This window comes from Micromonospora sp. CNZ309 (assembly GCF_002846525.1).
The window spans coordinates 6,967,994-6,980,091 of sequence record NZ_PJNG01000001.1 but is presented as its reverse complement, the minus strand read 5'-3'; the positions used below and the strand labels follow the sequence as shown (position 1 = coordinate 6,980,091).

Annotated in this window: 10 protein-coding genes; 3 read left to right on the top strand and 7 right to left on the bottom strand. The window is 74.3% G+C overall.

Annotated features, from left to right (window positions below):
- Window positions 1-22 precede the first annotated feature (22 nt).
- Together CLT72_RS30075 and CLT72_RS30070 are read left to right on the top strand one after the other, a co-directional pair.
- The gene (locus tag CLT72_RS30075; protein ID WP_101414628.1) at window positions 23-523 is read left to right on the top strand and encodes a nitroreductase/quinone reductase family protein; all 501 of its coding nucleotides are present in this window, start codon (window positions 23-25) and stop codon (window positions 521-523) included.
- A 9-nt stretch (window positions 524-532) separates the two neighbouring features.
- On the top strand, window positions 533-1,258 hold the full coding sequence (locus tag CLT72_RS30070) for a hypothetical protein (protein ID WP_101414627.1): 726 nt from the start codon (window positions 533-535) through the stop codon (window positions 1,256-1,258).
- A 13-nt stretch (window positions 1,259-1,271) separates the two neighbouring features.
- Here the strand turns inward: CLT72_RS30070 and CLT72_RS30065 are convergent, their stop codons facing one another.
- Both CLT72_RS30065 and map read right to left on the bottom strand, forming a co-directional pair.
- Window positions 1,272-1,988 (bottom strand): VIT1/CCC1 transporter family protein, encoded by a 717-nt coding sequence (locus CLT72_RS30065; protein ID WP_089001501.1) that lies wholly within the window; start codon window positions 1,986-1,988, stop codon window positions 1,272-1,274.
- Window positions 1,985-2,842, bottom strand: coding sequence for a type I methionyl aminopeptidase (map, locus tag CLT72_RS30060; protein WP_101414626.1), 858 nt, complete (start codon window positions 2,840-2,842; stop codon window positions 1,985-1,987). Before map ends, CLT72_RS30065 begins: the two co-directional genes overlap by 4 nt.
- Before the next feature lie 94 nt (window positions 2,843-2,936).
- Here map and CLT72_RS30055 point away from each other — a divergent pair, with 94 nt between their 5' ends.
- Complete coding sequence (locus CLT72_RS30055; RefSeq protein ID WP_250100697.1) at window positions 2,937-3,254, top strand: STAS domain-containing protein; 318 nt, start codon at window positions 2,937-2,939, stop codon at window positions 3,252-3,254.
- Between the two features lie 31 nt (window positions 3,255-3,285).
- Here the strand turns inward: CLT72_RS30055 and CLT72_RS30050 are convergent, their stop codons facing one another.
- The 5 genes from CLT72_RS30050 to CLT72_RS30030 all read right to left on the bottom strand — a co-directional run bounded on the left by CLT72_RS30050 (window position 3,286) and on the right by CLT72_RS30030 (window position 11,501).
- Complete coding sequence (locus tag CLT72_RS30050) at window positions 3,286-6,954, bottom strand: SpoIIE family protein phosphatase (protein WP_101414624.1); 3,669 nt, start codon at window positions 6,952-6,954, stop codon at window positions 3,286-3,288.
- A gap of 281 nt (window positions 6,955-7,235) precedes the next feature.
- Complete coding sequence (locus tag CLT72_RS30045; RefSeq protein WP_101414623.1) at window positions 7,236-7,955, bottom strand: gamma-glutamyl-gamma-aminobutyrate hydrolase family protein; 720 nt, start codon at window positions 7,953-7,955, stop codon at window positions 7,236-7,238.
- Window positions 7,952-8,719, bottom strand: coding sequence for a 3-oxoacyl-ACP reductase (locus CLT72_RS30040; protein ID WP_089001506.1), 768 nt, complete (start codon window positions 8,717-8,719; stop codon window positions 7,952-7,954). Before CLT72_RS30040 ends, CLT72_RS30045 begins: the two co-directional genes overlap by 4 nt.
- A 4-nt stretch (window positions 8,720-8,723) precedes the next feature.
- A complete protein-coding gene (locus CLT72_RS30035) occupies window positions 8,724-10,079 on the bottom strand; it encodes an aldehyde dehydrogenase family protein (RefSeq protein WP_101414622.1) in 1,356 nt (451 codons plus the stop codon).
- 60 nt (window positions 10,080-10,139) lie between these two features.
- Entirely contained in the window at window positions 10,140-11,501 is a 1,362-nt protein-coding gene (locus tag CLT72_RS30030; protein ID WP_101414621.1) for a glutamine synthetase family protein, read from the bottom strand.
- Window positions 11,502-12,098 lie beyond the last annotated feature (597 nt).

Genomic DNA, 12,098 nt, shown 5'->3' with positions numbered 1-12,098 from the left:
GGACAGGGGGCACACTGGTGCCGTGCCCGTACTGGGAGCCCTCACCCGCCGGGTCGGCCACCACCGCTGGTTCGGCGCCGCCGTCCGCCTGCTCGTCCCCGCCGACCGGATGGTCGGGCGGCTCACCCGGGGCCGGGTGGTCGCGCTCGGGCTCATCCCGTCACTGGTCATCACGACCACCGGCCGCCGCTCCGGCAGGCCGCGCAGCAATCCGCTGCTCTACGTGCCCGACGGCGACGCGTACGTGGTGGTCGGCTCCAACTTCGGCCAGGCCCACCAGCCGGGCTGGGCGATGAACCTGCGCGCCGATCCGGCCGCCGAGGTGGCCGTCAAGGGTCGCCGCGTGCCGGTGCGCGCCCAGGTCGCCACCGGCGCCGAACGGGACCGCCTCTGGAGCCTGCTGGTCACCGAGTGGCCCGCCTACCGGGCGTACGCGCGGCGGGCCGGCGGTCGGGAGATCCTCGTCTTCCGGCTGGTGCCCACCGGGCGCGGCGTGCCGGGCGGGCCGGGCGCCCCCGCATAGGCTGGCGCGGTGACCGGCGCCGACGGCGAACCCCTCCCCGACGATCCACGGTGGGCGGTGGCCGGGCGGGTCGCCGACGCCGTGCGCCGGCGGTTCCCGGCCGACGTGCTGGCGGTCGCGGTGCACGGCCCGCTGGCCCACGGCGACGACGACGGCGGCGGAGACGGCGAGGTCGGGCTGCTGGTGGTGACGTACCGGCCCGGCGGCGGCCCCTCGCCCGCGACCCGGCGCGTCGACGGCGTCCTGGTCGACCTGACCGTGGCGGGCGCCGACGACTACCTGCGCCAGGCCCGGGTGATCTCCTCGCTCTGGCCGCTGACCGCCGACCGGTACGTCAGCACCCGCGCACTGCACGATCCGACCGGCTGGCTGCGCACGCTGCGCGACGAGCACCTCGGCCGGCTGGCCGGGGCCCGGCCGGGCGAGTTCAGCACGGCGGCCCGCCGGGCCTGGTACCGGGGCAGCGCGGCGCACGCCCGGGCCGCCCGGCTGGCCCAGTGGTACGAGACCGACCAGGCGCTGCTGATGCTCGGCGAGGCGCGACTGGCGGCGGCCACGGTCAACGGCCTGCTCAGCCGCACCTACTTCCGTGACCCGGGCGACGCCGTACGCCGCACCGGCCTGGCGGGCGCGGACATGACGGAGGTGGGCACCGTCCTGGCCCGCCAGGCGGACGAGCTGGCGGCCCGGGGCCGCCCGGTCGACGGCACGGTCGACGACCTGCTCGCCGGCTGACCGGGCGCAGGGCTCAGCCGAGGCCGCCCTGGACGCCGATGAGGGCGCCGATCAGGTACGTCGCGCCGGCCGCCGCCGCGCCGAGCAGGAGCTGGCGCAGGCCGCCGGACCACCAGGAGCGGGCGGTGAAGCGGGCGACCACCGCACCGGCCAGGAAGAGCCCGAGCCCGCCGACCGCGAGCGCCAGCCACAGGCTGGTCGCGCCGAACAGGTAGGTCAGCAGGGGCACCAGCGCCCCGACCGAGAAGAACAGGAACGACGAGATGGCCGCCGCCCAGGGGCTCGGCTGGTCGTCCGGGTCGACGCCGAGTTCCTCCCGGACGTGCACCCGCAGGGCCTCGTCCGGGTTACGGCGGACGGCCTCGGCGACCTGCATGGCGAGATCGGGGGCCAGCCCCCGGGCGACCCACGCCGCGGCCAGTTCGCGTGCCTCGGCCTCGGGGTGCCGCTCCAGCTCGCGGCGTTCCTTGGCGACCTCGGCGGCGACCTGCTCGTTGGCCGAACGGACGCTCGTGTACTCCCCCAGCCCCATCGAGATGGCGCCGGCGACCAGGCCGGCCACGCCGGTGAGCACGACGCTGCGGGGCGAGACCCCGCCACCCGCCACGCCGGCGATCAGGGCGATGTTGGTGACCAGACCGTCCATCGCCCCGAAGACGGCCGGGCGCAGCCAGCCGCCGGAGACGTCGGCGTGGTGCGCCTCACGCAGCGCCGCCGGAGTGTCCGTCACGGCAGGGTGAGGATCTCGTGACCGTCCTCGGTCACCACGATGGTGTGCTCGAACTGGGCCGTCCAGCGACGGTCCTTCGTCACCACGGTCCAGCCGTCGTCCCACATGTCGTACTGGTGGGTGCCGAGGGTGATCATCGGCTCGATGGTGAAGGTCATCCCCGGCTCCATCACGTCCGTGGGACGCGGGCTGTCGTAGTGCGGCACGTAGAGCCCGCTGTGGAAGGCCTCGCCGATGCCGTGGCCGGTGAAGTCGCGTACGACGCCGTAGCCGAAGCGCTTCGCGTACGACTCGATGACCCGGCCGATCACGTTGATCTGGCGGCCGGGGGCGACCGCGCGGATGCCGCGCATCATCGCCTCGTGGGTCCGCTCGACCAGCAGCCGGGCCTCCTCGTCGACCTCGCCCACGCAGAAGGTGGCGTCCGTGTCGCCGTGCACGCCGTCGAGGTACGCGGTGACGTCGACGTTGATGATGTCGCCGTCGGCCAGCACCGTGGAGTCGGGGATGCCGTGGCAGATCACCTCGTTGAGGCTGGTGCAGCAGGACTTGGGGAAGCCCTTGTAGCCCAGCGTCGACGGGTAGGCGCCGTGGTCGCAGAGGAACTCGTGCACGACCCGGTCGATCTCGTCGGTGGTCACGCCGGGCTTGCAGTGCTCGCCGGCGAGCTGGGTGGCCTGCGCGGCGAGCCGGCCGGCGACCCGCATCTTCTCGATCGTCTCCGGTGTCTGCACGTGCGAGCCGCGCCATTCCTGGGGACGCTTCTTGCCCACGTACTCCGGGCGGACGATGTGGGCGGGCACGGGCCGCAGCGGGGAGAGCGTGCCTGGGGTCAGCGGCGCACGGACGGTCATGGCCCGAGTTTATCGCCGCGACGATGGTGACCCCCGCCACCGCCCGCCGGGAACGGTTGTTGCCGTGCAAGGTCCGCTGTGCCATTGTGGCTCCGTGGATCAAGGGGGCGGCACGTCTCCCGTCTTCTCCGCCAGCGCGGAGATGGACGGCGCCCACCTTCGTGTCCTGGTGACCGGCGAGGTCGACATGGCCACCGCCGACGTCATGTACCAGACCGCGCTGCGGGAGCCGGCCGAGCAGGTGACGCTCGACCTGCGGGCGGTCACCTTCTTCGACTCGGCGGCGATCCACGCGGTGGTCCGGCTGGCCCAGCAGTTCCCCGGCACGCTCGCCGTGCTGCCGTCGCGGCAGGTCCACCGGGTGCTGGAGATCTCCGGCCTGGCCGACCAGGCCTGGCTCCGCCCGGCCTGAGCCCCGCGCAAGGCAGCGCCGCCGGTCGCGCTCAGTCCGACAGCCGCCGGCGCAGCGTCACCTCGGTCCCCTCGGCGGTACGGGTCACCGACAGCTCCCCCAGCGCCTCGATGAGGGACAGCCCCCGCCCCCGGAAGCCCGAGCCGGTCGACTCCCGCCACCGGCCGCTGTCGCGTACCGAGGCCACCACCGTGCGGTCGTGGATGGTCACCTCGACGCTGATCGTCGGCTCGGCCGGCTCGACGGGGTGCTCGATGGCGTTGGCCGCCGCCTCGGAGATGGCGACGGTCAGGTCGAACAGGTCCGTCTCGGTGACCTGGTGCGCGACGAGGAAGTCCTCCAACCGCTTGCGCAGCACGCTGAGCCGGGTGGGATCGGCCGGCAGCCGCAGCGCGAACCGGTTGAGTTCCGCCGCCTCCAGGGCGAGCACCGCGACGTCGTCGCGCAGGGGCCGGCCGGCGACCCGCTCCACCACGGCGTCGATCAGGTCGGTCACGTGCTCGCCGGGGGTGGCCGCGTCCTGCCGCAGCAGGTCCAGCGAGGCGTCGATGCCGAGCTGCCGGTCCTCGATGAGCCCGTCGGTGTAGAGCAGCAGCCGGCTTCCGGCGGTCAACTCCCCCTCGACCGTCCGGTAGGTCATGTCGGGGATCGCCCCGACCGGCGGCCCGAGCGCCCGGCCGTGCAGGAACGCCACGTCGTCTCCTCGGATCAGCAGGGGGGACGGATGGCCGGCGCTGGCGTACCGCACCCGGCCGGTGCGCGGACTGAACCACAGGCAGAAGACGGTCGCGAAGGACCGACCCTCGGTCGTGCCGACGAGCCGGTTGAGCCGGGTCAGCGACTCACCGGGGTCGAAGCCCTCCAGCAGGTACGCCCGCAGCCCGTTGCGCAGCTGGCCCATCGCCGCGGCGGCCGGTACGCCCTTGCCCACCACGTCGCCGATCGCCAGCACCAGCTCGTCGTCGCCGAGCGCGATGACGTCGTACCAGTCTCCGCCGACCTCCACGTCGGCGCTGCCCGGCAGGTAGCGGCTGGCCACCAGGGCGCCTGGCAGCTGCGGCAGCGACCGGGGCAGGAGGCTGTGCTGGAGCGTGGTGGCGATGCGGTGCTCGGCCTCGTAGAGCTGGGCGTTCTCCAGCCGCACCCCGACCAGCCGGGCGAGCTGGGTGAGCGCGGCCTCGTCGGTGTGGGCCCCGTCGCCGTCCGGTCGCCAGACCCGCAGCTCGCCGAGCCGTTCGCCGGTGGTGCCGGTCAGCGGCAGCACGAAGGACGGCTCGATCGAGGCCAGCCCGCCGCCGTCGGCCTCGAAGCGCATCCCGGTGGCCGAGACCACCACCCGGGCGGCCTCGGCGAGGCTCAGGGCGTGCCGCGCGGCGACCTGGAGCACGTCGGCGGTGGAGCGGGCGGTGTTGACCGCCACCGCCGCGTCGGCCAGGGCCCGCAACCCCCGGATGATCTGGCCACGGAGCTGGCCCAGCTCGACGTTGGCCCGCACCCGGGCGGTCAGCTCCTGACCGGAGAAGGGCTTCGTCAGGTAGTCGTCGGCACCCACCGCCAGCCCGGCGACCTCCTCGGCGGAGCCGGCGCGGGCGGAGAGCAGCACGATCGGCACGTGGCGGGTACGCGGATCCGCGCGCAGCGCGGCGACCAGGCCGAACCCGTCCAGCCGGGGCATCATCACGTCGGTCAGCACCAGGTCGAACGAGCCGTCGACGGCGTGCCGCAGCGCCTCCACTCCGTCGGTGACCGCGACCACCTCCCAGGACGGCGAGAGCAGCCGGGTGACGTGCTCGCGGAGGTCGGCGTTGTCGTCGGCGACCAGGATCCGCCCGGCGGCGCCGGTCCCCCGCGTCCCCCCAGCCCTGTCGGCGGGGCCGGCGGAGCTTGTCCAGAGCGCCGTCTCCGCGACGTAGAGGTCGGCGTGCGCCAGGTCGAGCTGCGCCGTCGGCTCGGCGTGGGCGATCCGCTCGGCCGGCAGGTGCCCGGCGCCGAACGGAACGGTCACCGTGAACGTGCTGCCCTCGTCGACGCGGCTGCGCACGGCCACCTCGCCGCCGTGCATCTCGACCAGCTCGCGGACCAGCGCCAGGCCGATGCCGGTGCCCTCGTGGCTGCGTGAGCGCATCCCGGGCACCCGGTGGAAGCGCTCGAAGATCTGCGGCAGCTCCTCCGGCACGATGCCGACGCCGGTGTCGGTGACCTCCAGCCGCGCGGCCCCGTCGACCGCGCGGACGCGTACCCGGATCTCGCCGTCGAAGGTGAACTTCACCGCGTTCGAGACGAGGTTGAGGACGACCTTCTCCCACATGTCCCGGTCCACGAGGACCGGCGCCGGCAGCGGTGGGCAGTCCACGACCAGGCGCAGCCCGGTGCGCTCGGTGGCCGACCGGAACGTGCTGGCCAGTCGGGCGGTGTAGTCGGCGAGGTCGGTGGGCTGGTAGCGGGCGGTCAGCCGCCCGGACTCCAGCCGGGAGAAGTCGAGCACCGTGTTGACCAGCTTGAGCAGTCGCAGCGCGTTGCGGTGCATGATGGTGAGCCGGTCGGTGTACGCCTCGGGCAGCGCCGGGTCGGCCAGCAGGTCCTCCAGCGGGCCGAGCACCAGGGTCAGCGGGGTGCGGAACTCGTGGCTGACGTTGGCGAAGAAGTTGGTCTTGGCCCGGTCGAGAACGGCCAGCTCGGCGGCGCGGGCGCGTTCCTGCTCGTACGCCCGCTGCCGCCCGACGGCCCGGGAGATCTGCGCGGCGACCAGGTCGAAGAAGTCCCGGTACTCGTCGGTGAGCGGCTGCCGGCGGGCCACGCCGACCGCCAGCGTGCCGACGGTCTCGTTCCCGGCGGTGACCGGCAGCACCAGTGCCTCGCCGGTCGCGTCGTCCGGGGCCTCGGCGAGCAGGTCGGTCACCGCGACGGTGGCGGCGGTGCCGGACGCGACGACCTCGGCGAGCCGCGCCGGCACGGACGTGACGACCGTCCCGGGATCGACGCCGCTGCACCCGGCCAGCACCACGTCGCCGGTCGCGTCGGGCAGGTGCACCACCGCGAACGGCACGTCCGACCGGTGCCGGTCGAGCACCGCCGTGGCCGCCCGGCCCAGCGCGGGGCTGCTGTCGACCTCAGCCAGCTCGGTGCCCAGCTCGGCCAGCAGCCGCAGCCGGCGTTCCCCGACCACCCGGCCGGTGGTCTCGTTGACGATGCACAGGACGCCGTCGACCGTGCCGTCGGTGCCCAGGATCGGGTCGTAGGAGACGTCGAAGTACGTCTCCTCCACGAAGCCGCGACGGTCGAGCGGGAAGGGGTGGTCCTGCGCGCGGTACGACCGGCTGTCGCGCCGGACGCCCTCCAGCAGGGGCCCGAGCACGCTCCAGGTCTCCGCCCAGTGCTCACGGGCCGGCCGGCCCAGCACGTCGGGGTGCTTGTCGCCGATCGTGGGGCGGTAGGCGTCGTTGTAGAAGGCGAGTTCGTCCTCGCCCCAGAAGATGACGATCTGCGCGCTCGAGGCGAGCATCAGGCCGATCGCCGAGCAGAGCGTCGCCGGCCAGCGGTCGGGCGTGCCGAGCGGATGGGCCGACCAGTCGATGCGGCGCATCAGCTCGCCCATCTCGCCGCCGCCGGCGAAGGCGGCGGCCAGCATCGGGGGGAACTCGACGTGCTGCCCTCCCTCGGCCGGGCAACCCTCGTCCACGCCCCCCTGGGCCGAGCTCATAGTTCCTCCCGCTCCGGCCATCACCGCCTCGGCCCGGTGATCCAACCGGCCGTGCCCCGCTTGGTACCCCGACGGACGAGCAACGTAACGCATGCCGCCCGCCGTGCGCTGGTTACGTCCGCCGCACCGGGCCGCCGGCGCCTCGCGGCGGCGGCGCGCGGCCCGGTCCACCCGCGACGGCGCTCGCCCGAATCCCCACCAGCGCGGCATTTCAGTCCCGCCGACGGGACCACAACGAGCCGAACCCGCCTCCCTCGATACACGGCTGTGATCTGCGACACCTACCCGCGTGATTCCTCCCGGGCCGGCCGGTGCTCCCCGGCCGCCCGGACCAGGGCGGCGATCGGCCGGGGGTCGGGCTCGTTCTCCGGGTGCCACTGCACACCGAGCAGGAAGGGGCGGTGCGGGTCCTCGACCGTCTCGACCACCCCGTCGTCGGACCAGCCCGTCGCCGTCAGCCGGCCCGGGTCGGCCACCGCCTGGTGGTGGTACGAGTTGACCCGGACCACGCCGGCCAGCACCGTCGCGGCGAGGCTGCCCGGGGCGAACCGCACGCCGTGCCCGCCGTAGACGCCAGGGGCGGGACGGTGCAGGTCGTGCCCCACGACGTCCGGCAGGTGCTGGTGCAGCGACCCGCCGGCGGCGACGGCGAGCAGCTGCATCCCCCGGCAGACGCCGAGCACCGGTAGGTCCGTGTCGAGGGCGGCGGTGAGCAGGGCCAACTCGCCCGCGTCGCGCCCGGGACGGCTCTCGGTGCGGGGCGCCGGCAGCTGGCCGTACCGGGCCGGGTCGACGTCCGCGCCGCCGGCCAGGAGCAGCCCATCGAGCATCCGCAGCACGTCGGCGTCGCGGTCGTCCGGCGGCAACACCACCGCCCGGCCGCCGGCCGCGGTGACCGCCCGCACGTACGCCTCGGGCAGCAGCACCGCCGGCACGTCCCGCCACACGCCCCAGCCGACCGGCTCGACGTACGCGGTGATCCCGATCAGTGGCCGGCTCACAGCGGCGTGACGTACGCGCCGGTGATGCCGCCGTCCACGACGAACTGCGCGGCGGTCATGAAGGACGAGTCGTCGCTGGCCAGGAACGCCACCGCGGCGGCGATCTCCTCCGGCTTCCCGAACCGCCCCATCGGCACGTGCACCAGCCGGCGGGCGGCGCGCTCCGGGTCGGCGGCGAAGAGTTCCAGCAGCAGCGGGGTGGCGACCGGGCCGGGACAGAGCGCGTTGACGCGGACGCCCTCCCGGGCGAACTGCACGCCCAGCTCCCTGGTCATCGCCAGCACCCCGCCCTTGCTCGCCGTGTACGCGATCTGAGAGGTGGCCGCCCCCATCAGCGCCACGAACGACGCGGTGTTGATGATCGAGCCCCGGCCCTGCCGGCGCATGTGCGGGATGACGTACTTGCAGCAGAGGTAGACGCTCGTGGTGTTGACCCGCAGCACGCGCTCCCAGGCGTCCAGGCCGGTGGTCAGGATCGAGTCGTCCTCGGGCGGGGAGATGCCGGCGTTGTTGAACGCCACGTCGATGCGCCCGTGCCGCTCGGCCACCCCGTCGAACAGGTCCCGTACGGCCGACTCGTCGGCGACGTCCGTGGCGACGAACTCCCCGCCGACCTCCTCGGCGGCCCGCCCACCAGCCTCCGGGTCGACGTCCACGCAGACCACCCGGGCCCCCTCGGCGGCGAAGCGCCGCACCGTGGCCAGCCCGATCCCGCTGCCCGCCCCGGTGACCACCGCCACCCGGTCCTCAAGTCGACCCCGCACCTGATCACTCCTCCGTCGCGATGAACACGTTCTTGACGTCCGTGAAGGCGTGCAGCGCGTCCGGGCCCAGCTCGCGGCCCAGCCCGGAGCGCTTCATCCCGCCGAACGGCGTCCAGTACCGCACCGAGGAGTGCGAGTTGACGCTGAGGTTGCCCGCCTCCACGGCCCGCGCCACCCGCACCGCCCGGCCCACGTCCCGGGTCCAGACCGAGCCCGACAGGCCGTACTCGGTGTCGTTGGCCAACCGGATCGCGTCGGCCTCGTCGTCGAACGGCAGCACCGAGACGACCGGGCCGAAGATCTCCTCGCGCCAGTGCCGGTCCGCGGGCGAGTCGGCGAGCAGCACCGTCGGGGCGTACCAGAAGCCGGGGCCGTCGGGGCGGGAGCCGGCGAAGGCCACGTTCGCCCCGTCGACGTACCCGGCCACCCGGTCCCGCTGGGCCGCGGAGATCAGCGGCCCCATCTCGGCGGTCTCCCGGGCCGGGTCCTCCACCCGCAGCGCGCGCACCGCCGGTTCGAGCAGCTCCAGGAACCGGTCGTACGCCGGCCGCTGGACCAGGATCCGAGAGCGGGCGCAGCAGTCCTGGCCGGCGTTGTCGAAGACGGCGTACGGGGCGGTGGCCGCCGCCCGTTCCAGGTCGGCGTCGGCGAAGACGAGGTTGGCGCTCTTGCCGCCCAGTTCCAGCGTCAGCCGCTTCACCTGCGCGGCGCAGCCGGCCATGATCCGGGTGCCCACCTCCGTGGAGCCCGTGAAGCAGACCTTGCGTACGGCGGGATGGGTGACGAACCGCTCCCCCACCACCGACCCGGCGCCCGGCAGCACGGTGAACACGTCGTCGGGCAGCCCCGCCTCGCGCGCCAGCTCGCCCAGGCGCAGGGCGGTCAGCGGGGTCAGCTCGGCGGGCTTGAGCACCACGGTGTTGCCGGCCGCGAGCGCCGGGGCGAAGCCCCACGCGGCAATCGGCATCGGAAAGTTCCAGGGCACGATCACGCCGACCACGCCGAGCGGCTCGTGGAAGGTCACGTCCAGCCCGCCCGGCACCGGGATCTGCCGCCCGGTCAGCCGCTCCGGCGCGCCCGCGTAGTAGTCGAGGACGTCGCGGACGTTGCCCGCCTCCCACCGCGCGTTGCCGATGGTGTGCCCCGAGTTGCGTACCTCCAGCCGCGCCAGTTCCTCCAGGTGCGCGTCGACGACCGCCGCGAAGCGCCGCAACACCCGCGCCCGCTCCCCCGGAGCCACCGCGCGCCACCGTACGAAGGCCGCGTCCGCGCGCGCGATGGCCGCGTCGACCTCCTCGGCCGACGTGGCAGCCACGCGTCCCACGACCTCCCCGGTGGCCGGGTCCACCACCTCGCTCACGTACCCACCCCTTCGCGACGTCGATCATGCAGTCGTGGTGCCTCCGCCGCAGGGGCGGGGTCAGAGGCGTTCGAAGCCACGGTGGAGTTCCCAGTCCGTCACGGCGGCGTCGAAGGCCGTCAACTCAACCCGCGCCTGGTTGGCGTAGTGGGCCGCCACCTCGTCCCCGAACGCCTCGGCGGCCAGCGTCGAGCCCTCCCAGAGGGCCAGGGCGTCGCGCAGCGTGCCGGGGACCCGCTCGGCGGCCGGGTCGTCGTACGCGTTGCCGGTGCACTCCTCACCCAGTTCCAGCTCCCGCTCGATGCCGTGCACCGCGCCCGCGACCAGCGCGGCGATGGCGAGGTACGGGTTCACGTCCGCGCCCGGCACCCGGTTCTCCACCCGCATGCCCTGCCCGTGCCCGACCAGCCGCAACGCGCAGGTGCGGTTGTCCGTGCCCCAGCGCAGCGCCGTGGGCGCGAACGACCCGGGCTGGTAGCGCTTGTACGAGTTGACGTTCGGCGCGAACAGGAGGCTGAACTCGCGCATGGTCGCCAGCAGCCCGGCCAGCACCCGCTGCCCGGTCGTCGACAGGTGCGCCGGCCCGTCGCCGAGCATCGCCGAGCGACCGTCGGCGTCGCGCAGCGAGAAGTGGATGTGGCAGGAGTTGCCCTCGCGCTCGTTCGGCTTGGCCATGAAGGTGATCGACATGCCCTCCTGGGCGGCGATCTCCTTCGCCCCGTTCTTGTAGATCACGTGGTGGTCGGCGCAGGCGACCGCCTCGTCGTAGCGGAAGGCGATCTCGTGCTGGCCGAGGTTGCACTCCCCCTTGGCGCTCTCCGGGGTGAGCCCCGCCCCGGCCATCTCCCGCCGGATGCGGCGCAGCAGCGGCTCGACCCGGGCGGTGCCGAGCAGGGAGTAGTCCACGTTGTACTGGTTCGCGGGCGTCAGGTCGCGGTAGCCGCGCCGCCAGGCGTCCTCGTACGAGTCGCGGAACAGCACGAACTCCAGCTCGGTGCCGGCGTACGCGGTCAGTCCGTGCGCGGCCAGCCGGTCGAGCTGCCGGCGCAGGATCTGCCGGGGCGAGGCGACGACCGGGGAGCCGTCCAGCCAGGCCAGGTCGGCCAGGAGCAGCGCGCTGCCCGGCTGCCAGGGCACCCGGCGCAACGTGTCGAGGTCCGGCACCATGGCGAAGTCGCCGTAGCCGCGTTCCCAGCTCGACATCGCGTACCCGTCGACGGTGTTCATGTCGACGTCGACGGCCAGCAGGTAGTTGCAGCCCTCACTGCCGTGGGCGGCCACCTCGTCGAGGAAGTAGGGCGCGTGGAACCGCTTGCCCTGCAACCGGCCCTGCATGTCGACCAGGGCCAGCACCACGGTATCGATCTCACCCTCTGCGACGGCGACCCGCAGCTGTTCCAACGTGAGCGGAGCTCTTCTCATCGGCGGGCCTCCATCACCAAGGTCTACTGGCTTACCGGATGCCCGTCAATGCCCCGCCCGGCGTCCCGGCAACCGCCCCGGCGCCGGGGTTGCCGGCCGCGCCCTGTCGAGCTGCCCCGTCCATGAGACCGCCGCGCACCGTGCCCGACGAGCCCGGGCCGAGCCGAGCGGGTCGACGCGAGCGGGGGCCAGCGCGGGGTGAGGGCCGGCGCGGGGTAGAGGCCGGCTCGGGGCGGGGACCAGCACGGGGTGAGGGCCGGCGCGGGGCGAGGAACGGCGCGGGGCCAGGAACGGCGCGGACCACGGGGTCGGCGCGAACCACGAGGCCGGCGTGAACCACGGGGCCGACGCGAACCACGAGGCCGACGCGAACCGGCCATGGCGGGGGCCGGACGCCCCGCCTCGTGGGGCAGCTCGACAGGTGGTCGGATGGGGCACCCCCGTGCCGGCCCGCCCGGCGCCCGCGTCGACCCACCGGGCCACCGGGCAACCGGGCAAATTGGTTGCCGTTTCGGCTGGTCCGACGCATGCTTGAGCCCGTGACCAGGCCCGATCGCGACGGGCCACCGCCGGGCGCTCGGACCGCCCGGCACGCGG